The organism is Exiguobacterium sp. s138 (assembly GCF_018618775.1).
Lineage (GTDB): Bacteria > Bacillota > Bacilli > Exiguobacteriales > Exiguobacteriaceae > Exiguobacterium_A > Exiguobacterium_A artemiae.
Map to the genome: position 1 here is coordinate 1 of NZ_JACSMW010000001.1, position 22,285 is coordinate 22,285.

Sequence of the window (22,285 nt, forward strand, 5' to 3'; positions counted from 1 at the left end):
AGCCCCCTCCAAGATGAGATTTCCCTTTGAGTAATCAAGAAAGACCCCTCAGAGACGATGAGGTAGATAGGTCACGGGTGGAAGCATGGCGACATGCGGAGCTGAGTGATACTAATCGGTCGAGGCCTTGTTCTAGCAGATGCATTGTTGATGACTTCAGTTTTGAGGGCGCGAGCCTTTCAAAAAAATGCTTGACGTTATGGAAACATAATGTTAAGATAATAGATGTCTGGTGGCGATAGCCAAGTGGTCACACCCGTTCCCATGCCGAACACGGAAGTTAAGCACTTGAACGCCGAAAGTAGTTGGGGGCTTCCCCCTGTGAGGATAGGACGCTGCCAGGCGATCGTTCCGCAATAGCTCAGTGGTAGAGCAACCGGCTGTTAACCGGTAGGTCGTAGGTTCAAATCCTACTTGCGGAGCCATTAATTACTTCTTCACCACATGCAATGGAGAGCTGTCCGAGTGGCCGAAGGAGCACGATTGGAAATCGTGTAGGCGTCATAAGCGTCTCAAGGGTTCGAATCCCTTGCTCTCCGCCATATCATTTTTAATTATTAAGATGGCCCGTTGGTCAAGCGGTTAAGACACCGCCCTTTCACGGCGGTAACACGGGTTCGATTCCCGTACGGGTCACCATTTTTTATCATCGCGGGGTGGAGCAGTCTGGTAGCTCGTTGGGCTCATAACCCAAAGGTCGTCGGTTCAAATCCGGCCCCCGCAATTATTACATACGGTCCTGTGGTGTAGCGGTTAACATGCCTGCCTGTCACGCAGGAGATCGCGGGTTCGAATCCCGTCAGGACCGCCATTGTTAAGGCTTTGTAGCTCAGTCGGTAGAGCAGAGGACTGAAAATCCTCGTGTCGGCGGTTCGATTCCGTCCAAAGCCACCATATGATTTTTAAATGTTTTCCCATTTGTGGGGGGGTAGCGAAGTGGCTAAACGCGGCGGACTGTAAATCCGCTCCCTCGGGTTCGGCGGTTCGAATCCGCCCCCCCCCACCACTTTAGGGGCATAGTTTAGCGGTAGAACTACGGTCTCCAAAACCGTCAGCGCGGGTTCGATTCCTGCTGCCCCTGTTTTATTATGGCGATTGTGGCGAAGTGGTTAACGCACCGGATTGTGATTCCGGCATTCGTGGGTTCAATTCCCATCAGTCGCCCTTTTATTATTGGGCTGTGGCCAAGTGGTAAGGCACTGGATTTTGATTCCAGCATGCGAAGGTTCGATCCCTTCCAGCCCAGCTTTTTGTGCGGAAGTAGTTCAGTGGTAGAATACGACCTTGCCAAGGTCGGGGTCGCGGGTTCGAATCCCGTCTTCCGCTCCAATAAATGGCGCCATAGCCAAGTGGTAAGGCAGAGGACTGCAACTCCTCTATCGTCAGTTCGATTCTGACTGGCGCCTCCAATCATTTTTAATTAAATAGTTTTGCAAGAGATTGTGCCGGTGTGGCGGAACTGGTAGACGCGCACGACTCAAAATCGTGTTCCTTTGGAGTGTCGGTTCGATTCCGACCACCGGTATCTTGCGGGTGTAGTTTAGTGGTAAAACCTCAGCCTTCCAAGCTGATGATGAGGGTTCGATTCCCTTCACCCGCTTTTACCTTTTTACAATATCATTCAAGAATTATCTGATTATGCGGGTGTAGTTTAGTGGTAAAACCTCAGCCTTCCAAGCTGATGATGAGAGTTCGATTCTCTTCACCCGCTTACCTGAAAAGAGCAAAGTGTCGTTTTAATTGACACTTTGCTCTTTTTGTTTAGCCATTATATTATTCAAAGCAATAAGGGAAAGGAGAGATCAGATGCGTGGAGACATGTTAAAAAGAGAGTTACAAGCGTATGCAAAAGAAATCGGAATTGATGAGTTTCGAGTGACGACAGCCGATCCATTTTTAGTCATGAAGCAACGGCTCATGGAACAGCAAGAAAAAGGATATGCTTCCGGGTTTGAAGAACCGGATCTCGAACGTCGGACGACACCTGCATTATTGCTTGAAGATGCTGTCTCCATCATTGCGATTGCTGTTGCTTATCCCAGTAAACTAAAAGACGCACCACGCGGAAAAGAAGGAGAACGGCGCGGGATCTTCGGACGCTCTTCCTGGGGGCTTGACTATCATCAAGCTTTAAAACAGCGTTTGACGCTGCTCGAAGAAAAAATTCAGGAGCTGTCACCCGGAGCCCGGTCCCGTTCGATGGTCGATACGGGGGAACTGGTGGACCGGGCAGTCGCAGAACGGGCCGGTATCGGCTTCAGCGGGAAAAACTGTTCCATCATCAGTGAGGAGCATGGTTCTTATCTGTATCTCGGGGAACTGATTACAGATCAATATCTGCCGCCGGATGAATCTGTGGAAGAACTGTGCGGTTCGTGTAATAAATGTCTTGATGCCTGTCCGACGGATGCACTGATTGAACCGGGTGTCATCGATGCAAAACGGTGTATCTCCTTTATTACACAAACGAAGACACTCATTCCCGAGCATTTCCGATATGCTTTAGGGAATCGTCTATACGGATGCGACACGTGTCAGCAAGTCTGTCCCTATAACCGCAAGAAAAATGCGACACAGCACAGCGAACTGCAACCCGATCCGGAACAGGTCAAACCGTTATTGATTCCGTTGCTTTCACTCAGTAATCGCGAATTTAAATCACGGTTCGGTTCATTGTCGGGCGCATGGCGCGGAAAAAAACCGATTCAACGGAATGCCGTCTGTGCGCTCGTTCATTACCAGGACCGGACGGCACTTGATGCTTTACGGTTGATGGCCGAAACCGATCAGCGCGAAGATATGCGGGCGCTTGCGATTTGGGCTGTCGGTCGGATTGCCGGTCAAGAAGCGGAAGACTACATTCAAAAACGACTGTTGACGGATTCTGCTGAAGATGTTCAAGTGGAAGGGAACCGTTTGCTTGAGGAATGGGGGAACGGACATGCCATATAAAAAGATGTCATATACGTTTGGTGAGTTGGTCATCGGTTGGGAAGAAGAGGAAGTCGTCTATCTTGATTTTGGACATGATATGGCTCGTCTGAAGAAGTATCTTGATCCGGCTGCTTACTATGAGGCATCGTTGCCTGATTTTCTGGCCGACGCACTGGATGCCTATGAACAGGGACAGCCGGAAGCATTGAATACCATCTCTTGTCGCCTGGAAGTGACTGCTTTTCAGCACCGTGTTTTGGAGGCTTTACGATCGATTCCGTTCGGACAGACAGCCAGTTACGGACAACTTGCACGAATGATTGGTTCCGACAAGGCGGCCCGTGCCGTCGGTGGGGCCTTGAACCGGAATCCGATTGCTTTGATTTATCCGTGTCACCGGATTATTGGGGCATCCGGTAAAATGACGGGGTTTGCCAGCGGTATTGCCCATAAAGAAGCGCTGCTTGCGCATGAGTTAGGAGAGAAGAATTAATATGGCTATTCACGTCGTTATGTATCAACCAGAAATTCCGCAAAATACAGGTAACATTTCACGGACATGCGCAGCAACGCATTCCGTCTTGCATTTAATCCGACCGCTTGGATTTTCAACGGATGATAAACAGTTGAAACGGGCAGGTCTTGATTATTGGGAGTTTGTTGATGTCAGGTATCATGATTCGTTAGAAGAATTATGGGATAAACATCCGGATGGGACGTTCTACTATATTACGAAGTATGGAGAGAAATATCCAAGCCAAGTCGATTTGTCGAACGTTGAAGAAGACTACTTTTTCGTTTTCGGACGGGAAACAAAAGGATTGCCGTTAAACGTCATCGATGAGAATCTGGAACGATGCATCCGTCTTCCGCAATCGAATCTTGTACGTTCGCTTAATGTCTCGAACACGGCCGCAATCATCGTGTATGAAGCGCTCCGACAACAAGGATATGCCAATCTATTGTAAAACAACAAATCCCCCTGACCCGAATGACCGGGCAGGGGGATTTGTTTTATTCGTTACCTTCAGGTTTTTTATTGTAGCCTGCAGTGAAAATCGCTGTCAAGAAAGCGAGACTAACGCCTACCATTAAAATAAATGCCATTTTTGCTTCCCCCTTTAGTCTCAATAACCGATATAATCTATTATAGTATACTTGCTAGTGTAATTGTGTGCTACATATGAAATTTCTATGAATGGAGATTCGAAATGCGGACGAACGTCTACTTATTGAGTTATGCCCCGCTGATCAGCATCCTGCTGTTCAGTACGTCTCTTGCGATTGCTACGTCAGAGCTTGCACTGACATGGCTGAACAACGTCGGGGTCTACGACGAGTTACTGCAAATACTCAGTGCACGTAACACGAAGTTACTCGTATGGCTCGGCTTTTTAATCATTTATTTTATGATTTTCAGTTCCTTGAAACTGATTTCAGACACGATTAATCAGCTTGGGTTTGCGTTTTTCATTAAAGAACAGGTCGGAACGACGTTGAGTATGTTACGTCCCGGCAGTATTCTCCTGTTGGTTGGAGGATGCATTAGTTTTGCGTTCATGACATCTTTTCCGTTAGTCTGTCTCGTACTGGCCGGTTCTTTTTTAATCTATTTTTTCTTTTACGTGTTTCAAATCAGTAAAATGACTTCCTCTGCAGGGGCCATCGGATTAGTCGTCTTTCTTTTCCTGGCATGGGGCATGTTACTTGCCGGACTGGCATGGGTCGGACTAAGCCTGTTTAATTCGCTTGGACAGGCTGTTCTTTTCCCGAAATAAGTCACTGGACGATCGAAGCCCATGTCCTGACTTGTAACGTACTGTTGGCTTCACTCGGGAAGGCACGGGGGATGTCCGCCCCAATCCAGATTCCGCCGACATGTTGATTTTTCATACCGACAAACCACATGTCCTTATTGTCGTTCGTCGTACCTGTCTTGCCTCCGATATAAGCCGGGGCGGGATCGTAACCCAACCGCCCTGTACCGTATGTCATGACGTTATGGAGCCCTTTACGCAGTAACTGGTTTGTTCGACTCGACCAAATCCGGTCCGTTGACATCACATGACGGTAAAGGGTTCCCTGATCCGTCGTGATGGTGCGGATCATCGAGGAGGGACTGTACAGTCCATCATTGACAAGGGTGGTGTAGGCATTGGTGAGTTCAAGTGGACTGACACCGTATTTTAGCCCGCCGAGCGCACTGTTGTATGAATTATCTTCTTCGGTCCACTGACTGAATCGAAACGGTCGGATGGTCTTTAATCCCTCGTTGAACGAAACAGAAAAAGCACGTAAGGCCGGTGTATTGTAGGAGTATGCAATCGCATCGGCAATCGTCACGCTGCCAAGAATCCGGTTGCTGCTGTTTTGCGGACAGTATCCGTCAAAACAAACAGGACTTCCATCCAGTCGACTCGTTAACGTTTTTTTGGTCTTTTCGAGGTAAGGACCATAAACAAGCAACGGCTTTAAGGTGGAGCCGGGCTGACGATAAGATTGAACCGCCCGATTGAGCTGACCCGGTACATTGGATTTATTACCGACCAGTGCCGTCACACCGCGTGTATCCCCGTCGATTCCGACGTAAGCGCCTTCAATCGGCCGGGGAAGTCGTTGAATCGCTTGTTTGGCCCGAGTCTGCTCTGCGGGATCAAGATATGTTTGGATGACGGCACCGTGTTGATGTAAATACTGCTCAGCCTGTGACATGTTCAAATTTTTTAAGTCAGCTGTCTGGCGGATTGCTTCCGATACACTGGCATCGATGTAATCAGGATAACGGATGATCGGCTTATGGAATGAAACGTTGATGGACTGTTTTCGGACTTTATTTGGAATGTCCTGTGTCTGTTGCAACGCTTTTAAGATACGCTGTTGACGTTTGCCCGTGTTTTTCGGAAACCGCAACGGATTGTAAAGGGACGGATTATTTGGAATCGCAGCCAAATAGCTGACCTCCGCCCAACTTAAATCTTCCGCATGTTTTCCGAGATATGATGTGGCTGCGAGCTCGATACCGTAAATATTATTCGCGAAATAGGCTTGATTGACATATGCGGTTAAAAGCTCTTTTTTAGAATATTTTTGCTCAAGTTCCATTGCAATTAAGATTTCTTTTATTTTTCTAGTATAGGTTTTCTCGGTGGAAAGATAAGTCATCCGTGCCAATTGCTGGGTGATGGTGCTTCCCCCTTGACCTTTGTTGTCACCGGACTGGTTTTCTGTAAACGCTCGCAAAATACCGGTGATATCATAACCGTCATGCTGATAAAATCGCTGATCTTCAATCGCGATGAAAGCCTGCGCTACCTTTGGCGGCAGAGCACTTGCCTTCAAATCGTTCCGGCGCATTCCGTCATAGAGTTCGAGGCGCTCTTTTTGGTACGTGACAGTAATCGGTTGATAGGAAGCAAGGGGACGTTCAGTCGTTTTTTGATCTGCCCAACTGAACAAATCCTGTGCAAGATCCAACTGATTACGCACTGAAAAAAGTGTTAGTACTAAACTAAAAGCTAAAGCCAACACTAGGGCATATCCTGTCGTGATTCTCATGAAAACTCCTTTCAAACGGCATTTCATTCCTATTATCGGTCTTTTTTGGAGAAAACAGTAGAAAAATTTAAGAAATTTGTATTTTAATAAACCTATTTTGCAGGAATGTTATATTAAAAAGAGAAAAGGTGGGTATATAAGAGTATCTGTATAAATTAGAGCACATGATTGATGTAAAAAAAGAGCACAAACTGGAGGGGACGAAATGGCTAAAAAGAATGTCGTCGCGATGTTGCTTGCTGGCGGAGAAGGAAAACGTCTAGGAGCACTTACGAAACACACAGCAAAACCAGCGGTCGCGTTTGGAGGGAAATATCGAATCATCGATTTCCCGTTATCCAACTGTACGAACTCAGGAATCGATACAGTAGGAGTCTTGACGCAATACGAACCACTTGAACTGAACCGCTATCTTGGAATCGGAAGTGCCTGGGACCTTGACCGCCGTAACGGTGGATTAACGATCCTGCCGCCATACCAAGCTCAAAACGGGAAAAACTGGTATGAAGGAACGGCAAATGCCATCTACCGTAATATGAGTTACATCAACCAATACGATCCAGATTACGTGCTTGTCTTGTCAGGGGATCACATCTACAAGATGGATTACGAAAAAATGATTGAGGAACATCGTCAAGGGGGAGCAGATGTCACAATTTCTGTTCGTGAAGTTCCTTGGGAAGAAGCACCGCGCTTCGGTATCCTGAATACGGACGATGATCTTCGAATCAATGAATTTGAAGAAAAACCGGAAAATCCGAAATCGAACCTGGCTTCGATGGGGATTTACGTCTTTAACTGGGATGTCTTGAAACGCCACCTGATTCAGGATGCAGGGGACGCAGAATCAAGCTTTGACTTCGGGAAAAACATCATTCCGAACATGTTGTTTGAAAACTTAAACATTCGTGCCTACAAATTCAAAGGGTACTGGAAAGACGTCGGAACAATCCAGTCGCTTTGGGAAGCCAACATGGACTTACTTGCAGCAGATCCGGAGTTCGACTTGTACGAACCGTCTTGGAAAGTACATTCTGTCAATCCAAACCAACAGCCGCAATATATCGGGAACAATGCTTCGATCGATACTTCAATCATTAACGAAGGATGCCATATCGAAGGCGAAATCAATCACTCGGTTCTCTTTTACGGCGTTGACGTCGCAGAAGGCTCTCTCGTGAAGGATTCGGTCATCTTCCCGAACGTGAAGATTGGTAAAGATGTCACGATCCATCGGGCAATCCTTGCAGACGGTGTCGTCGTGGAAGACGGAGCAACAATCGGAACACCGGACGGTGAAGTCTTCGTCATCGAAGCAAACAGTATCATTCCAAAAAATGAAGTCGTCAAAGAAGCGATCCAATAAGGGGGAAGTACCGATGAAAGCAGATTTACTAGGAGTCATCAATCTGAGCGGTGAAGAAGGATTCTTTAAAGAATTGACGGAACACCGCAACTTGGCTGCCGTACCATTCGCAGGTCGATATCGACTCATCGATTTCACATTAACGAACATGGTTCAAAATGAGATTGCGAATATCGGTGTCTTTACACTTGAGAAATACCGCGCCATGATGGATCATCTTGGATCCGGCAAAGAATGGGACTTGGACCGGTCAAACGGAGGACTCTATATCTTCCCGCCGGCTTTATCGCAAGATGCCCATGAATTCCGTGGTGATTTGTCAAACTTCCATTTACATCGCGACTTCTTTTTACGCAGTAAAGAGAACTATGTCGTAATTTCAGGATCAAATATTTTATCTGCGGTCGATTATCGCGATGTCTTGCGTGAACATAAAGCATCCAACGCTGATATTACGGTTGTTTACACTAAACGCGACTTGCCGTGTAACTACTGCCGTCCAATTCGGTTCAGTGATCAAAATCGCGTGACGGCAATCGGTTCACGCGGATACGAACCATCGGACGAGACATTTTACATGGAAACGGTTGTCCTGTCGAAAAACTTGTTTGTCCGTCTCGTTGACGAAGCAATCGGCCGCGGGGAATATGATTTGCTGCAAAGCATCATCCGTTCCCAGTTAAACCGACTTCATGTTCACGGTTATGAATACACAGGGACATCACAGGTGATTCATTCCCTTCGCTCGTATTACCGTGAAAGCATGCTGTTGCTTGAGCAGTGGGGAGCCATCAATGACTTCCAACACGTCTATACGAAAATCAAACACGAACCGCCGACACGTTATTTACCGGGATCGACCATCAAGAATTCGCTTGTCGCAAACGGATGTAAGCTAGAAGGAACAGCAACGGACAGTATCCTTTTCCGTGGCGTCAAAGTCGGGAAACATGCGCGGATCAAAAACTCGATCATTATGCAAAAATCAGTCATCGAAGAAGGCGCAGTCGTTGAATACGCGATCCTTGACAAAGAGGTAACAGTGAAGCGCGGACAAGTCATCCGCGGAACTGCGGAAGAACCGATTGTCATTAAAAAACAAACAATCGTTTAAAGGGGATGTCATCATGAAGGTATGGTTTGCTGCCACAGAAGCGACACCATTCATCAAGACAGGGGGGCTAGCTGACGTCGTCGGCTCGCTCCCTTTAGCGCTTGCTGAAGAGGGTGCGGAAGTTTCGGTCATTTTACCGAACTACGGTCAAATTAAAGAACAATACAAACTGGAAATGGAATTTTTATTTGATTTCATCGTTCCGGTCGGATGGCGTCAGCAGTTTGGAGCAGTCTTGCGTCTAAAACAAGATGGCGTCACGTTTTATTTCATCGACAATGAATATTACTTCAAGCGTGATGGGGTCATTTACGGACATTATGACGATGCGGAGCGTTTTGCCTATTTCTCAAGAGCCGTCCTTGAAATGATTCAGCGTGTCGACGCAGAAGAAGTCCCGGATGTCATTCACTGTCACGATTGGCAGACAGGTGTCCTGCCGGCCTTCCTGCGGATTCATTACCAGCACCTCAACCGGTATCAGGAAATCAAAACGGTCTTTACGATCCATAACCTGCAATATCAGGGGGTGTTCCCGGAAGAAGTACTTGGCGACCTGCTCGGGCTCAGCCATGAACACTTTACGGCAGAAGGTATCGCCCATAACGGACTCGTTAACTACATGAAGGCAGGACTTGTCCATGCCAACCAAATTACGACCGTCAGTCCGTCTTACCGCGATGAAATCATGGATCCATACTACGGCGAAACACTCGAACCCGTCTTGCAACACCGTGCCGTCGATGTCCGGGGGATTTTGAACGGCATCGATTACCGGCAGTTCAGTCCGGAGACGGATGAACATCTGGTAGAGAACTATGATGTGAAGACGGTTGAAGAAGGAAAAGCAGCCAATAAGGCAGCCTTACAACAGGAACTTGGCTTACCGGTCAATCCGGATGTGCCGTTATTCGGCTTTGTCTCGCGCCTTGTCGACCAAAAAGGGATCGATTTACTCGCCCATATCTTGCCGGATCTGTTTGAACTGGATGCCCAGTTCATCATTTTGGGTTCGGGAGAGGCGGAGTACGAAGGGTTGTTCCGGCATGCTTCAACAATTCGTCCGGATAAGGTAGCTTCCTACATCGGTTTTGATGTCGGACTCGCTCAACGGATTTACGCCGGAAGTGACGCCTTCTTGATGCCGTCACGTTTCGAACCGTGTGGTCTCAGTCAATTGATCTCGATGAAGTACGGTTCATTGCCGATCGTCCGCGAAACCGGCGGCTTGCGTGATACGGTTCAACCATTTAATCAGTTCACTTTAGAGGGAAACGGCTTCTCGTTCTCGAATTATAATGCGCAAGAGTTCCTTGATGCCATTAAACGGACGATTGAGACGTATCATGATAAACCTGTATTCAAGCATCTGATTGAGACAGCAATGCAAGAAGACTTTAGCTGGATTCGATCCGCTGATGAATATTTGGCGCTCTATCGTTTAATCGCACCGTCTGCTGACTGAAGGAGATTACGGGAAATGGGGTTTTGGGATGTTTAAAGACAAAGAGAAGTTCAAGAAGAGGTTTAATGAACGGTTTATTTCCATGCATGGCAAGGCACTTGAAGATGCGACGGAAAATGATGTGTACCAAACATTGGCCTATATGGTGCGGGAATACGTCACGACGGACTGGATGCGGACGAAAGAAACCTACATCCACAAAAAAAGTAAACAAGTCTATTATTTTTCACTTGAATTTTTACTCGGTCGATTCCTCTACAATAACCTGTTGAGTCTCGATGTGTTGGAAGAAGTACGAAGCGGTCTTACGGAACTCGGCTATGATTTGGCTGATTTGACGGAAGAAGAGCCGGAACCGGGTCTTGGGAATGGAGGGCTGGGCCGTTTAGCAGCCTGTTTCCTCGATTCACTTGCAGCACTCGGCTTGCCGGGGCACGGAAACGGTATCCGCTACCAGTATGGTCTGTTCAAACAAAAAATCATCGACGGTTACCAAGTCGAACTTCCGGATAACTGGCTGAAGAATGGCAACATGTGGGAAATCCGCCGTTCGGACAAAGCGGTCGACATTCCGTTTGGCGGAAACGTCTGGCTTGAGGAAGTCGAAAGCGGTAAGTATCGTGTCCATCATGAACCGGCAGAAATCGTTCGTGCTGTCCCGTATGATATGCCGATCGTCGGTTATCAGAACGGGATCGTCAATAACTTGCGTCTGTGGAGTGCTGAATCACCGTATGACGATGATGAACTGTTAAGCCAACACCGAGGTAACTATAAAGACCTGCTGAGCCATAAACAGGCAATCCAGACGATTTCCGAATTCTTATATCCGGATGATACGACATATGAGGGGAAAGTCTTACGTCTGAAACAACAATACTTCTTCGTCTCGGCAGGACTCCGGAGTATCCTGTTGTCACATAAAAAACGAAATACGTCGCTGAAACATCTGGGAAATCAAATCGCGATTCATATCAACGATACACATCCTGTCGTTGCGATTCCTGAATTGATGCGGATATTGATTGATGAAGAAGAATATTCATGGGAAGAATCATGGCGGATCACGAAAAGTGTCATGTCCTTTACGAACCATACGTTGCTTTCGGAAGCATTGGAACGCTGGCCGGTTGATCTGTTCCGCAATCTATTGCCGCGTATTTACCTGATCGTCGAAGAAATCAACCGTCGATTCTGTAAGGATGTCCTTGATAACTATCCGCATCTGGAAGCGAACATGCGCGAAATCGCCATCATCGCAGACGGGATGATCAACATGGCGAATTTGGCTGTCGTCGGTACCCATTCAACGAACGGTGTAGCTCAAATCCATACGGAAATTCTCAAGCAACGCGAAATGCGGTTGTTTTACGAGATGTTCCCGCTTCGCTTTAACAATAAAACGAACGGGATTACACACCGCCGCTGGTTCCTGTTATCGAATCCGGCACTTGCCAACCGTGTGACGGAAGCAATCGGAGACAGCTGGATCAATCATCCGTCCGATTTACAAAAGCTGACGAAATTCGCAGAGGATCGTACGCTTCAGCAGGACATCCAGGCGATTAAGCTGGCGAGTAAAAAGGAATTGGCAGAGTTGATTGAGAACGAGACGGGAATCGTTGTGGATCCGCATTCGATTTTCGATGTCCAAGTCAAACGGCTTCATGCATATAAACGACAATTACTTAACGCGCTTCATATTCATTCTTTGTACTACCGTCTAAAAGAAGATCAATCGTTCCAGATGACACCGCGGACGTTTATTTTCGGTGCGAAAGCGGCTCCTGGTTATCATTATGCAAAAGAGGTCATCCGTTATATCAATGCTCTCGCGAATCTGATTAATTCGGATCCGGATGTCAGTCCTTACATGAAAGTCGTTTTCCTTGAGAACTACCGTGTTTCGCTTGCAGAAAAAATCTTCCCTGCCAGTGATGTCAGTGAACAGATTTCGACAGCAAGTTATGAAGCGTCAGGAACCGGTAACATGAAATTCATGATGAACGGGGCATTGACGGTCGGCACGCTGGACGGTGCGAACATCGAGATTCGGGATGAAGTCGAAGACCCGAACATCTTCATTTTCGGTCTGACACCGCAAGAAGTCATGAACTATAAAAAATACGGCGGATACAGTGCTTACGATCAATACAGCGCACAGCCTGAACTGCGTCGCGTCATTGACGGACTGGTGGACGGTTCGCTCTTCCCGACAGGCGAGTTCCAGGCCATCTATGATTCTCTGTTGACGTACAATGATGAATATCTGATTTTAAAAGACTTCTTGTCTTACCAACAAGCACAGGAAAGAATCGGACGGGCTTACCAGGATCCTGAAAAATGGTACAAGATGGTCATCATGAATATCGGGAAATCCGGTGTCTTCTCGAGCGACCGGACCATTAAAGAGTACGCGAATGCGATTTGGAACATTAAACCGGTCCAAATCTAAAAAAAAGTCCGATGAGAATCGGACTTTCGTGTACGTTATCGTGCGACCTCATCGGTTTGACTGATCCAGTCGCTGTAAGAACCCGCATAGAGCCGGACATCGGTTTTACCTAAAGCGTGCAGGGCTAAGACATTGACGCAAGCCGTCACACCGCTGCCGCAATAAAGAATCGGTGAATCCGCTTCTAGCAAATCAGCGTACAGTTCTTTCAAATCTTCCGCATCTTTTAAGCGGCGGTCGGGTGAAATCGCATTTTCAAAGAAACAGTTCACGGCACCCGGGATATGACCGGCAACCGGATCAATCGTTTCGTTTTGACCTTGGAACCGGTCGGGTGAGCGGGAATCGACGAGATACGTTTCTGCCGATCGATTTTTAACTTCTTCATACTGAACGAGCATGTCATCTTTAAAGTCGGCTTGATAAGTGGACTTTTCAAACACCGTTGATTCCGTACTCATGGGGAAGTCGAACGCGAGATAAGACGACAGTCCGCCCTCGAGAACAACGACACGTTCGTGTCCGGCCCATTTAAAGAGCCACCAGGCACGAGCGGCGTAAGGGAAGCCGTCATCATACAGGACGATAAAATCATCACGTTCGACCCCGAGCGACTCTAATGTGCCGATCCACTGCTCCTTGGACGGGAGTGGATGACGTCCGCCTGTTTTAGAACGCGGTCCGGATAAATCAGTTGATAAATCTAAATACTGTGCGCCCGCGACATGGCTTACCTTAAACGCGTCACGACCATAATCGGGATGTTGCAAATCATAGCGACAATCAAACCAGCGAATCTGATCCGTATGGACAAGTTGCTGCAAGTCAGTCATTTGAATGGTTGGAAACATGAACATCACCTTGACCCTTTCTAAGGTAATCATATGAAAGGTACCGTTTTATCGCAAGTCGTAACAAATATCTCATGCAGACAAACTTAAAGGAGTGGACACTATATGTCATGGAAAGAGACCTATCAAAAATGGAATCAGTTTGCAGGCCTGGAAACGGAACTAAAAGAAGAGTTGACGGCACTCGCGAACGACGATAAAGCAGCCGAGGAAGCCTTTTACAAAGAGTTGGAATTCGGGACAGGCGGTATGCGTGGGGAAATCGGTGTCGGAACGAACCGGATGAATGTCTACACGGTACGTAAAGCCTCACAAGGGTTTGCTGACTTCATCAAGGCGGAAGGCGATGAAGCGGTCGCGCAAGGGATTGTCATCGCCCATGACTCCCGTCACTACTCTCCGGAGTTTGCATTAGAAGCAGCGAAGACGCTTGCCAGTAATGGAATCAAAGCTTATTTGTTCGACGGACTTCGTCCAACACCAGAACTGTCATTTGCCGTGCGTGAACTTCGGGCAGCAGGGGGAATCGTCATTACAGCCAGTCATAACCCGCCGGAATATAACGGCTATAAAGTCTATGGGAATGACGGCGGCCAATTACCGCCGAAAGAAGCGGACGACCTCGTCTCTTATGTCGATCAAGTGGCAGATGAACTTTCAATTGAACTGGAAGCAGAAGAAGTCTTGCGTGCAAATGGATTGATCGTACGTGTCGGCGAACAGCTGGATGACGCATACCAGGAACAATTGAAAACGATTCGTGTCTTACCGACGATTCAAGACGAGTTAACGGCACCGCTGAAAATTGTCTTTACTCCGCTTCACGGGACAGGGCTTGTACCGGTCACAGTCGGATTGAAGAGTTACGGGTTTGAACACGTGACGGTCGTCGAAGAACAAGCGAAGCCGGATGGCGCGTTCCCAACTGTTTCTTCTCCGAATCCGGAAGAACATGCAGCATTTAAGTTAGCCATCGAATACGGAGACCGTGTCGATGCAGATGTATTACTCGCGACGGATCCGGATGCCGACCGTGTCGGTGTTGCGACACGTGATGCGGACGGAGAGTGGGTCGTTCTTACAGGGAACCAGACCGGCGCGTTACTGCTCGACTACATCTTGTCACAAAAAGCGGCTCAAGGCACATTGCCGAAAAACGGTTTTGTAGCAAAAACGATTGTTACATCGGAACTCGGAGCCTTGATTGCAAGACATTATGACTTACACGTTGAAAACACATTAACAGGATTTAAATTCATCGGTGAAAAAATCAAACAATACAATGAATCCGGTGAATATGAATATCTGTTTGGTTATGAAGAAAGCTACGGTTATCTGATCGGCGACTTCTGTCGTGACAAGGATGCCGTCCAAGCCTGCCTGCTTGCTGCCGAGATGACAGCGTATCACAAGAAAGAAGGACGGACGCTGTACGAGGCATTACAAGCCATCTATGAGCAGTTCGGTTACTTTGAAGAATCACTCCGTTCGTTGACGCTCAAAGGGAAAGACGGTGTCGCGCAAATCGGCCGGATCATGGATACGTTCCGCGAGCATCCGCCAAAACAAGTAGCGGGTGAAAAAGTCGTCTTATTTGAAGACTACGATGCAAGCATTTCGCATGATTTGGTGAAGCATCAGCCGTCACCGATCAATCTGCCGAAATCTAATGTCTTGAAATTCACGTTGGAAGACGGTTCGTGGTTCTGCCTCCGCCCATCAGGGACTGAACCGAAAATCAAATTCTATTTCAGCGTGACATCACCTGACGCTGCAGAAACAACACGTAAACGTCAGATGATTGAAGATGAAGTAATGCAAGAAGTCGAACAAATTCAATAAGCATTAAAACTGAAAGTGGAAAACGGCAGAGCATGATTGATGCTCTGCCGTTTTTTAGTACCCGTCAGGAAGAAAGACGTAAATCGTGCAACCGTTACCAAATTCATGTAAAGTGAACGTTGAAGCACCATACAGAGATAGGGAGATGAGTAATGATGGAACGCATACACTTAACGGAAGATCTTTCATTTTCAAGAGTCATACACGGTCTGTGGCGGCTAAACGAATGGAACATGACGGTTGAAGAGCGACTGGAGTTAATTGAGCAATGTTTAGCACTAGGCATTACGACGTTTGATCATGCTGATATTTACGGCGACTATACGAATGAAGGATTGTTCGGCGAAGCACTGGCATTAAAACCGGAACTGCGTGAACGGATGGAAATCGTTACGAAGACAGGCATCAAGATGAAGGGCAACCATTTCTCTGATCAAAAACTGTCATTTTACGATACGACAAAAGAACATATCATTGAACATGCGACACGTTCATTAAAGGAGCTTGGTGTCGACTACATTGATACGTTATTGATTCATCGTCCGGATCCATTGATGGACCCTAACGAAATTGCAGAAGCATTCGTTGAACTGAAGGAGTCTGGTAAAGTCCGGACGTTTGGTTTATCGAACCATACACCGGCTCAGCAAAGCCTCATCCAATCACGACTGCCGTTCATGCTCGTCACCAACCAGCTCGAACTGTCTGTCGCCGAACTGAAGCACTTCGAAGATGGTTCTGTTGATCTGTGCCACGAAAATGAAATGCCGCTCATGGCGTGGAGTCCGCTTGCCGGAGGGCGATTGTTCAAAGACGAGGAGTTTGCTCCGCTTCGCGACAAACTTGAGGAAATCGGACGTGATATCGGTGCAGAAACCATCGATGAAGTCGCTTACGCCTGGTTGTTGAAACATCCGGCGCGTATCATGCCGATCGTGGGTTCCGGAAAAATTGATCGCATCGAATCAGCTGTCCGGTCGACGCGTCTTGAACTGTCACGTGAACAGTGGTTTGAAATATTGAAAGCTTCCCGTGGACGGGACGTCGATTGAAAAATAGCCTTCGGGCTATTTTTTTACAAAAAAAAGTCCCATCTCAAGGGGGAGTTGAGATGGGAGTATCTATAGGGTCATGCTTCGAGACGAAGCATTTCCTGACGATATTTATCTAAGCGTTCTTTACTGGCAGTGACAGCTGCTTGATCATGGACTTGGATAGCATCGAAGAGCGTACTGAGCTCATAATCGATTTCGAGGCGTAGCACTGGAATCCGCTGCTCTGCATCTTGTCTACGGAAAGCTTCAATTACTTGTTTCATCTCGGCCACGCTCCTTTTAAAGTTATCAGATAATTCTGATTTTTATTAGTATACTTTATTATTCCCGTGCTGGCTAGTATTAAACCTGAAAAAGATTAAAAAAAACACTTGGAATGTGTCGTCATTCCAAGTGTCCTTAATTTTATTCCGGAATACTGAATCGTGCCTCGAGACGATGTTGTACCCCTTGAATTAAGGTCGACATAATCCAATAAATCGCAGCTGAGAACAGCAGTAACGGCATGACGAGATACGTCGTCGCCGAAATTTGATCGGACACATACGTCAGTTCTTCAACGGCAACGATTGTCCCGAGCGAAGTCGATTTGATGATATCGATAACCGAGTTCGACAGGGGCGGAATGGCACGTGAAAGAGCTTGCGGAAGGATGACGTCCTTAAACGTCTTCCGGCGCGGGATGCCGAGTGAATCTGCTGCTTCCCATTGTCCGCGATCGACAGACGAAATCGCTGCCCGGAAGGATTCCGAGATATAGGCGGAGAAGTGAAGCGACAGACCGAATGCCAACGCCTGGAAGCCCGTCAATTGCAGGACGACCAAACCATTATATAGAATCAAGATTTGCAGCAACAGTGGAGTTCCCCGGAAAAAAGAAACATACAATCGTGCGAAACCGCTTAAGACGGCAAAACGGCTATCCCGCATGACGGCAAGAATCAGACCGAGAAAAAGCGCAAAGACGATGGCAAATCCACTTGCAAGAAGTGTAGTGCCAATCGCCTTTCCGTAAACGTCCGCATTATCGCGGACGATTGTAAACAAATCCATCACTTGCTGATGTCCTCGTTAAAGTATTTTTTCCCGAGATCTGCGAGTGTACCGTCTTTTTGCATCTCTGCGAGTGCTTTGTTGAAGTCTTCAGCATACTTGCTGTTTTTTGCCATCATCAGACCTGATTCGTTTTTATCAAACGTCTCACCGACAGCTTTTACTTTGTATCCTGCTTTTTTAAGTTCTGTCAGGACAAACAGACGATCGTTCATGGCAGCGTCGACACGTCCTGCTTCAAGATCTTTCAAGACTTGGTTTGCGCCTTTGTAGTACTTGACTTTCGCACCGGCTTCTTCTGCTGTTTTCGCGTAGAGCGAACCTTGTGTCGAACCGACAGTTTTTCCTTTTAAGTCTTCAAGCGTCTTGATGTCATTTGTTTTGTTATTGACGATGATTGTTGAACCGGAAACTGTGTAGGCATCAGAGAACGCATATTTTTCTTTCCGCTCATCTGTGATACCCATCTGGTTTGCGATGACGTCAATTCGTTTTGAATCGAGTGCCGGAATCAAACCTTTGAAGTCCATTGCTTTGTACTCGACCTTATAGCCGGCACGTTTTGCGACTTCGTTCATGACATCGATATCATAACCTGTTAGTTTACCTTTTTCTTTATACGTAAATGGTGGGTAAGTTGCTTCTGTTCCGACCGTTACGACTTTTTCATCTTTGTTTGCTTCTTCGTTAGAAGCGCCGCACGCCGCTAACACCCCCGCTGTTGATAGTGCTGCTACTGCTAGCTTTAGTCCGTGTTTCATAGCGCTCTCTCCTTTAAATGAATAAATGATTTCAATTCCTAGTTTTCGAATAGGATTAATTTAAGACTACAAGCAGTATCATACAAAGTTACAGGAACGTCTGTCAATAAAAAAGACTGCCCATAAATGGACAGCCTGACTGCAGTTACTGAACGTTTAAAAATTAACGGATTGTTGCTTCTGTTGCCGCATCGAAGAAATGTGCTTTTGTCATGTCGAAGAAGAGGTCTAAATCTGAACCCATCTCGACGTGTGAACGCGAATCGACACGTGCTGTGAACGCTTGATTACCGACTTTCGAGTAGAGGTAAGATTCGGCTCCCATAAGCTCGGATACTTCGATATGGGCCGGGAAACGGTGTGCTGTTTTTGTATCTTGATAGATCAATTCAGCATGAATATCTTCCGGACGGATTCCGAGAACAAGATCTTTACTTGTGTAGCCACGTTCGCGGAGGACTTTCATCTTACCTTCAGGAACTTCAAATTTCTCTTCTGTACCTGTGACATGGAAGAGACCGTCTTCCGCGAGTTTACCTGTCAGGAAGTTCATCGACGGAGAACCGATGAAACCGGCAACGAACATGTTATCCGGGTGATCGTATACTTCTTTTGGAGTTCCGACTTGCTGAATCAGACCGGCTTTCATGATGACGATTCGTGTTGCAAGTGTCATCGCTTCTGTTTGGTCGTGGGTCACATAGATCGTCGTCGTTTCAAGACGTTTGTGCAACTGAATGATTTCCTTACGCATTTGAACACGGAGTTTTGCATCCAAGTTTGAGAGCGGCTCATCCATCAAGAAGACTTTTGCATCACGAACGATGGCACGGCCGATCGCGACACGCTGGCGTTGTCCACCAGAGAGGGCTTTCGGTTTACGCTCCAAATATTCTTCAAGTCCGAGAATACGTGCTGCATTGTCGACACGTTGTTTGATTTCGTCTTTCGGGAACTTCCGAAGTTTCAGACCAAATGCCATGTTATCAAAGACGTTCATATGTGGATAGAGGGCGTAGTTTTGGAAGACCATCGCAATATCACGATCTTTAGGCGCTACGTCGTTCATGCGTTTTCCGTCGATGACAAAATCTCCGCCCGAAATTTCTTCAAGACCGGCGATCATTCGTAATGTCGTCGATTTACCGCAACCTGATGGTCCGACGAAGACGATGAATTCTTTATCTTTAATATGAAGGTTAAAATCATCCACTGCTTTTGCTGTTCCTGAATAAACTTTATCAATATGCTCAAGACGAATATCTGCCATGTGTACATCCTCCTGTAAATTAAGTAATCGGTTAATATAACGCTTACAAGATTCAGTATAGGAGATACAGGATGAAAATCATATGGACAACATGACTGAATGTAACCGTTATCATTTGGTCACTATGCTACGAGAAGCAACGTATAAAGGAACATGGCTCCTTCAAATGACCTGATATCGATTTCCGTCTGTTCCGTCAGTCGATCGAGTCGGTACTGCAGACTGTTTCGATGTAAAAAGAGATGTTTAGCCGTCAAGGAAACATTTAAGTTGGCGCGGCAAAAAGCATCAATCGTCTCGCGTGATTCGCGTTCGAGCGGTGTGATAAACCGTTCAATCAAATCGTCACGAACTTCGTTTGACAGTAACGTCAAACGCATCAAGGCAGGCAGGAACCGTTCAATGTGTAATAAGGGAAGTTCACGTAAAGCAGCCTGCTCTAACCGGAATTGAGTTGCCAGGTCTCCGGATTGGCGTTGTTGGCCGATCAAGACCTTGCCGTCCATCAGAAAATCAGACTGGAGAGCTGTAAAAAAATCATGTAAATCATTTTCTGTGACAGACTCTTCCCGTTCAATGACGACAAGACGATTGGATGTTAACGGGATGATCCAACTCGACGGATGAAAAAAAGAAGTCAGCAGTTGTTGCAAATCTTCGCCGGTCCGGACGTCAAGTTGTTCAAATAAGAAATGAATCATCCGAAACGGGTCTGCTTCTTCACTGTGCTGTTGTTCCAACCGATGACGCCACGTGACAATCTGATCGGAATCAGACGTAACGACCCGTTCTGCAATCAGGTCGAGTAAGTCGAGTTCACGAGGGGTAAGAATCATATTTTCAATCCCGAAACGAAGTCCATCGGCTAACTGATATACGGTATACTTATCGGTACAGTACACGGTAGGATCGGTGGAGAGATGATCCTTAAATAAGACGGTTAATTGATGTAACATACGAGGCGCCTCCCTAAAAAGTTCTACTAAGACTTTACCACAATACCAAAATCGGAAGGAACGAGGATCTATGCAAGTAGAAGTTGATTTGGTCATGAAGATGATTGGAATGATCATCATTGGAGCATTGATTGGAGCAATCACCAATCATCTTGCAATCCGGATGTTATTTCGTCCGCTTGAAGCAAAGTATATCGGCAAGTACCGCATTCCATTTACACCGGGTTTAATTCCAAAACGTCGTGACGAACTAGCGGCGAATCTCGGACGAACAGTCGTCAAACATTTATTGACTCCGGAAGGAATCAGCAAGCGGCTTCAGCAACCGGTCGTATATGAAGCCATTACCCGGATGATTCAGCAGGAGTTACAGAAGTGGACGCGCTCGACGAAAACGATTCGCGAAATTGCTGAACGATTTGTCACGAATCCGGAAGGTAAGTTACAACATCAAATGGAACAGCGGATTGATCAGGAACTAGCAACGATGGCTGTTTCGATTAAAACAGCACGTTTAACAGAAGTCATCGGGGATGGCGGAACGACAAAAATCAAGGCAGCGGTTCCCGGGATTGTTGAAGCATTACTTCACCAGACCGAACAGTACTTTGACAGTCCTGCCGGAAGAATGAAACTGGAAGAAACAGTCGCTCAGTTCATTCAAAGTAAATTAGGCGGAGGCATGTTCGGGATGTTGCTGGCTAATGTCAATCTCGTGGAAATGATTCAACCGGAACTCAAACGGGTAATACAAGGAAAGTCGACACACCAGTTCATCAGTGAAATGGTCGAACAAGAAATCAGTGTGTTACTAGAGCGGCCGGTTGAAGAACTGCTTGGAGCGGAGACGGAACGACAAATCATCGAGCGGATGAAATCAGAGATCTTAACGCGTATTCCATTGACGAAATTATGGGATACGCAATTATATCAACTACTGCAACCGCTTGAAGCCCGGATCAGTCAAGAAATGGTTCCGATGCTTTCTAAACAAGTGGTAGTCCGTCTAGTCGAACAAGTCGAACGAATCATGGCGACACTTGATCTCGAAACGATTGTTCGGGAGGAAGTCGATTTACTCGATACCGCGTATCTGGAAGAAATCGTCTTGTCGATTTCAAGAAGAGAATTCCGGGCTATCACTTGGCTTGGAGGACTATTAGGTGGTTTAATTGGAATGATACAAGCGATACTTCTTATCGTTTAACAAAATTGGAGGGTTCAAAGATGTCTGAAACAAACTTATACGATCATGCTTACACGCTAGAACGTGCACTACGCGAAACATCAGAATACACGACACTGAAGGATTTGTACGCGCAAGTCAATGCGGATCCAATGTCAAATGAGCTATTCGCTTCATTCCGCAACGTGCAACTTGAGTTACAACAAAAACAAATGCAAGGTGAAGAAATCACACCTGAGGATATGGCATCGGCACAAGCGAAGATGCTGGAAGTCCAAAACAATCCATTGATTGGTCAACTGATGCAGGAAGAACAACGTATGCACACGATGTTGACGGAAGTGACACAAATCATCATGAAACCGCTAGAAGAGCTGTACGCACCGATGATGGAACAAAATCAAGACGACGTTCAGTAACAT

At 46.6% G+C, this 22,285-nt stretch carries 19 protein-coding genes, 15 tRNA genes and 2 rRNA genes; 29 read left to right on the forward strand and 7 right to left on the reverse strand.

Annotated features, from left to right (window positions below; genetic code table 11):
• From KNP91_RS00005 to KNP91_RS00105, 21 genes are all read left to right on the forward strand, one after another.
• Positions 1-135 (forward strand): 23S ribosomal RNA (locus KNP91_RS00005); the annotation flags it as partial.
• A 93-nt stretch (positions 136-228) separates the two neighbouring features.
• Positions 229-344 (forward strand): 5S ribosomal RNA (gene rrf, locus KNP91_RS00010).
• A 6-nt stretch (positions 345-350) separates the two neighbouring features.
• Positions 351-425, forward strand: a tRNA-Asn gene (locus KNP91_RS00015).
• A 26-nt stretch (positions 426-451) separates the two neighbouring features.
• Positions 452-542, forward strand: a tRNA-Ser gene (locus KNP91_RS00020).
• A 22-nt stretch (positions 543-564) separates the two neighbouring features.
• Positions 565-639, forward strand: a tRNA-Glu gene (locus KNP91_RS00025).
• An 11-nt stretch (positions 640-650) separates the two neighbouring features.
• Positions 651-724 (forward strand) — tRNA-Met (locus KNP91_RS00030).
• Between the two features lie 11 nt (positions 725-735).
• A tRNA-Asp gene (locus KNP91_RS00035) sits at positions 736-811 on the forward strand.
• Between the two features lie 7 nt (positions 812-818).
• Positions 819-894: transfer RNA gene (locus KNP91_RS00040), tRNA-Phe, on the forward strand.
• A gap of 28 nt (positions 895-922) precedes the next feature.
• Positions 923-1,006: transfer RNA gene (locus KNP91_RS00045), tRNA-Tyr, on the forward strand.
• A gap of 4 nt (positions 1,007-1,010) precedes the next feature.
• Positions 1,011-1,081 (forward strand) — tRNA-Trp (locus KNP91_RS00050).
• A 10-nt stretch (positions 1,082-1,091) separates the two neighbouring features.
• Positions 1,092-1,164: transfer RNA gene (locus KNP91_RS00055), tRNA-His, on the forward strand.
• A gap of 10 nt (positions 1,165-1,174) precedes the next feature.
• Positions 1,175-1,246: transfer RNA gene (locus tag KNP91_RS00060), tRNA-Gln, on the forward strand.
• Between the two features lie 8 nt (positions 1,247-1,254).
• Positions 1,255-1,329: transfer RNA gene (locus KNP91_RS00065), tRNA-Gly, on the forward strand.
• Positions 1,330-1,335: 6 nt separating this feature from the next.
• Positions 1,336-1,409, forward strand: a tRNA-Cys gene (locus tag KNP91_RS00070).
• Positions 1,410-1,444: 35 nt separating this feature from the next.
• Positions 1,445-1,525 (forward strand) — tRNA-Leu (locus tag KNP91_RS00075).
• Between the two features lie 4 nt (positions 1,526-1,529).
• Positions 1,530-1,600: transfer RNA gene (locus KNP91_RS00080), tRNA-Gly, on the forward strand.
• Between the two features lie 40 nt (positions 1,601-1,640).
• A tRNA-Gly gene (locus KNP91_RS00085) sits at positions 1,641-1,711 on the forward strand.
• Between the two features lie 95 nt (positions 1,712-1,806).
• Positions 1,807-2,952 carry a tRNA epoxyqueuosine(34) reductase QueG gene (gene queG / locus KNP91_RS00090; protein WP_012369567.1) on the forward strand — a complete coding sequence of 382 codons (1,146 nt, stop codon included), beginning with the start codon at positions 1,807-1,809 and terminating at the stop codon, positions 2,950-2,952.
• Positions 2,942-3,427: a methylated-DNA--[protein]-cysteine S-methyltransferase gene (locus KNP91_RS00095; RefSeq protein ID WP_214848096.1), complete on the forward strand. Its 486-nt coding sequence runs from the start codon at positions 2,942-2,944 to the stop codon at positions 3,425-3,427. The genes queG and KNP91_RS00095 overlap by 11 nt, the downstream gene beginning before the upstream one ends.
• A 1-nt stretch (position 3,428) precedes the next feature.
• Positions 3,429-3,902, forward strand: coding sequence for a tRNA (uridine(34)/cytosine(34)/5-carboxymethylaminomethyluridine(34)-2'-O)-methyltransferase TrmL (trmL, locus tag KNP91_RS00100; RefSeq protein WP_012369569.1), 474 nt, complete (start codon positions 3,429-3,431; stop codon positions 3,900-3,902).
• Positions 3,903-4,145: 243 nt separating this feature from the next.
• Positions 4,146-4,712, forward strand: a complete 567-nt coding sequence (locus KNP91_RS00105) for a DUF5366 family protein (protein ID WP_012369571.1) — start codon at positions 4,146-4,148, stop codon at positions 4,710-4,712.
• Between the two features lies 1 nt (position 4,713).
• Here KNP91_RS00105 and KNP91_RS00110 read toward each other — a convergent pair whose 3' ends face one another.
• Complete coding sequence (locus KNP91_RS00110; protein WP_214765722.1) at positions 4,714-6,489, reverse strand: transglycosylase domain-containing protein; 1,776 nt, start codon at positions 6,487-6,489, stop codon at positions 4,714-4,716.
• A 205-nt stretch (positions 6,490-6,694) separates the two neighbouring features.
• Between KNP91_RS00110 and KNP91_RS00115 the strand changes: the two genes are divergently transcribed.
• From KNP91_RS00115 to KNP91_RS00130, 4 genes are read left to right on the forward strand one after another with little or no spacing between them, the layout of a single operon-like run.
• Entirely contained in the window at positions 6,695-7,855 is a 1,161-nt protein-coding gene (locus tag KNP91_RS00115; protein WP_214765718.1) for a glucose-1-phosphate adenylyltransferase, read from the forward strand.
• 13 nt (positions 7,856-7,868) lie between these two features.
• Positions 7,869-8,969 carry a glucose-1-phosphate adenylyltransferase subunit GlgD gene (gene glgD / locus KNP91_RS00120; protein WP_012369574.1) on the forward strand — a complete coding sequence of 367 codons (1,101 nt, stop codon included), beginning with the start codon at positions 7,869-7,871 and terminating at the stop codon, positions 8,967-8,969.
• 13 nt (positions 8,970-8,982) lie between these two features.
• The gene (glgA, locus tag KNP91_RS00125; protein WP_214848098.1) at positions 8,983-10,434 is read left to right on the forward strand and encodes a glycogen synthase GlgA; all 1,452 of its coding nucleotides are present in this window, start codon (positions 8,983-8,985) and stop codon (positions 10,432-10,434) included.
• A gap of 28 nt (positions 10,435-10,462) precedes the next feature.
• Positions 10,463-12,889, forward strand: coding sequence for a glycogen/starch/alpha-glucan phosphorylase (locus KNP91_RS00130; protein WP_012369576.1), 2,427 nt, complete (start codon positions 10,463-10,465; stop codon positions 12,887-12,889).
• Between the two features lie 35 nt (positions 12,890-12,924).
• Here the strand turns inward: KNP91_RS00130 and KNP91_RS00135 are convergent, their stop codons facing one another.
• Positions 12,925-13,746, reverse strand: coding sequence for a sulfurtransferase (locus KNP91_RS00135; protein ID WP_214765714.1), 822 nt, complete (start codon positions 13,744-13,746; stop codon positions 12,925-12,927).
• Positions 13,747-13,845: 99 nt separating this feature from the next.
• Here KNP91_RS00135 and KNP91_RS00140 point away from each other — a divergent pair, with 99 nt between their 5' ends.
• Together KNP91_RS00140 and KNP91_RS00145 are read left to right on the forward strand one after the other, a co-directional pair.
• Complete coding sequence (locus KNP91_RS00140; protein ID WP_214848100.1) at positions 13,846-15,582, forward strand: phospho-sugar mutase; 1,737 nt, start codon at positions 13,846-13,848, stop codon at positions 15,580-15,582.
• 155 nt (positions 15,583-15,737) lie between these two features.
• A complete protein-coding gene (locus tag KNP91_RS00145; RefSeq protein WP_214765740.1) occupies positions 15,738-16,634 on the forward strand; it encodes an aldo/keto reductase in 897 nt (298 codons plus the stop codon).
• A gap of 77 nt (positions 16,635-16,711) precedes the next feature.
• Here KNP91_RS00145 and KNP91_RS00150 read toward each other — a convergent pair whose 3' ends face one another.
• The 5 genes from KNP91_RS00150 to KNP91_RS00170 form a co-directional block, all read right to left on the reverse strand.
• Positions 16,712-16,900, reverse strand: coding sequence for a hypothetical protein (locus tag KNP91_RS00150; protein WP_012369580.1), 189 nt, complete (start codon positions 16,898-16,900; stop codon positions 16,712-16,714).
• Positions 16,901-17,042: 142 nt separating this feature from the next.
• Positions 17,043-17,690, reverse strand: a complete 648-nt coding sequence (locus KNP91_RS00155; RefSeq protein ID WP_012369581.1) for an amino acid ABC transporter permease — start codon at positions 17,688-17,690, stop codon at positions 17,043-17,045.
• On the reverse strand, positions 17,690-18,451 hold the full coding sequence (locus KNP91_RS00160) for a transporter substrate-binding domain-containing protein (RefSeq protein WP_012369582.1): 762 nt from the start codon (positions 18,449-18,451) through the stop codon (positions 17,690-17,692). The genes KNP91_RS00155 and KNP91_RS00160 overlap by 1 nt, the downstream gene beginning before the upstream one ends.
• 163 nt (positions 18,452-18,614) lie before the next feature.
• Positions 18,615-19,721 carry an ABC transporter ATP-binding protein gene (locus KNP91_RS00165; RefSeq protein ID WP_012369583.1) on the reverse strand — a complete coding sequence of 369 codons (1,107 nt, stop codon included), beginning with the start codon at positions 19,719-19,721 and terminating at the stop codon, positions 18,615-18,617.
• Between the two features lie 122 nt (positions 19,722-19,843).
• On the reverse strand, positions 19,844-20,677 hold the full coding sequence (locus KNP91_RS00170; RefSeq protein ID WP_214848103.1) for a PucR family transcriptional regulator: 834 nt from the start codon (positions 20,675-20,677) through the stop codon (positions 19,844-19,846).
• Between the two features lie 70 nt (positions 20,678-20,747).
• On the opposite strand from KNP91_RS00170, the gene KNP91_RS00175 reads away from it, so the two are divergent.
• Positions 20,748-21,884, forward strand: coding sequence for a DUF445 family protein (locus KNP91_RS00175; RefSeq protein ID WP_214765705.1), 1,137 nt, complete (start codon positions 20,748-20,750; stop codon positions 21,882-21,884).
• 20 nt (positions 21,885-21,904) lie between these two features.
• The gene (locus KNP91_RS00180; protein ID WP_012369586.1) at positions 21,905-22,282 is read left to right on the forward strand and encodes a YlbF/YmcA family competence regulator; all 378 of its coding nucleotides are present in this window, start codon (positions 21,905-21,907) and stop codon (positions 22,280-22,282) included.
• The last annotated feature ends 3 nt before the right edge of the window (positions 22,283-22,285 follow it).

What these genes read in the sequence shown, in the direction of transcription:
- KNP91_RS00160 (WP_012369582.1), bottom strand. Translation starts at nt 18,451, where the DNA reads ATGAAACACGGACTAAAGCTAGCAGTAGCAGCACTATCAACAGCGGGG.
- KNP91_RS00180 (WP_012369586.1), top strand. Translation starts at nt 21,905, where the DNA reads ATGTCTGAAACAAACTTATACGATCATGCTTACACGCTAGAACGTGCA.
- KNP91_RS00140 (WP_214848100.1), top strand. Translation starts at nt 13,846, where the DNA reads ATGTCATGGAAAGAGACCTATCAAAAATGGAATCAGTTTGCAGGCCTG.
- KNP91_RS00105 (WP_012369571.1), top strand. Translation starts at nt 4,146, where the DNA reads ATGCGGACGAACGTCTACTTATTGAGTTATGCCCCGCTGATCAGCATC.
- KNP91_RS00165 (WP_012369583.1), bottom strand. Translation starts at nt 19,721, where the DNA reads ATGGCAGATATTCGTCTTGAGCATATTGATAAAGTTTATTCAGGAACA.
- KNP91_RS00145 (WP_214765740.1), top strand. Translation starts at nt 15,738, where the DNA reads ATGGAACGCATACACTTAACGGAAGATCTTTCATTTTCAAGAGTCATA.
- KNP91_RS00155 (WP_012369581.1), bottom strand. Translation starts at nt 17,690, where the DNA reads ATGGATTTGTTTACAATCGTCCGCGATAATGCGGACGTTTACGGAAAG.
- KNP91_RS00135 (WP_214765714.1), bottom strand. Translation starts at nt 13,746, where the DNA reads ATGTTCATGTTTCCAACCATTCAAATGACTGACTTGCAGCAACTTGTC.
- KNP91_RS00110 (WP_214765722.1), bottom strand. Translation starts at nt 6,489, where the DNA reads ATGAGAATCACGACAGGATATGCCCTAGTGTTGGCTTTAGCTTTTAGT.
- KNP91_RS00175 (WP_214765705.1), top strand. Translation starts at nt 20,748, where the DNA reads ATGCAAGTAGAAGTTGATTTGGTCATGAAGATGATTGGAATGATCATC.
- KNP91_RS00115 (WP_214765718.1), top strand. Translation starts at nt 6,695, where the DNA reads ATGGCTAAAAAGAATGTCGTCGCGATGTTGCTTGCTGGCGGAGAAGGA.
- trmL (WP_012369569.1), top strand. Translation starts at nt 3,429, where the DNA reads ATGGCTATTCACGTCGTTATGTATCAACCAGAAATTCCGCAAAATACA.
- KNP91_RS00095 (WP_214848096.1), top strand. Translation starts at nt 2,942, where the DNA reads ATGCCATATAAAAAGATGTCATATACGTTTGGTGAGTTGGTCATCGGT.
- KNP91_RS00150 (WP_012369580.1), bottom strand. Translation starts at nt 16,900, where the DNA reads ATGAAACAAGTAATTGAAGCTTTCCGTAGACAAGATGCAGAGCAGCGG.
- glgD (WP_012369574.1), top strand. Translation starts at nt 7,869, where the DNA reads ATGAAAGCAGATTTACTAGGAGTCATCAATCTGAGCGGTGAAGAAGGA.
- KNP91_RS00170 (WP_214848103.1), bottom strand. Translation starts at nt 20,677, where the DNA reads ATGTTACATCAATTAACCGTCTTATTTAAGGATCATCTCTCCACCGAT.
- KNP91_RS00130 (WP_012369576.1), top strand. Translation starts at nt 10,463, where the DNA reads ATGTTTAAAGACAAAGAGAAGTTCAAGAAGAGGTTTAATGAACGGTTT.
- glgA (WP_214848098.1), top strand. Translation starts at nt 8,983, where the DNA reads ATGAAGGTATGGTTTGCTGCCACAGAAGCGACACCATTCATCAAGACA.
- queG (WP_012369567.1), top strand. Translation starts at nt 1,807, where the DNA reads ATGCGTGGAGACATGTTAAAAAGAGAGTTACAAGCGTATGCAAAAGAA.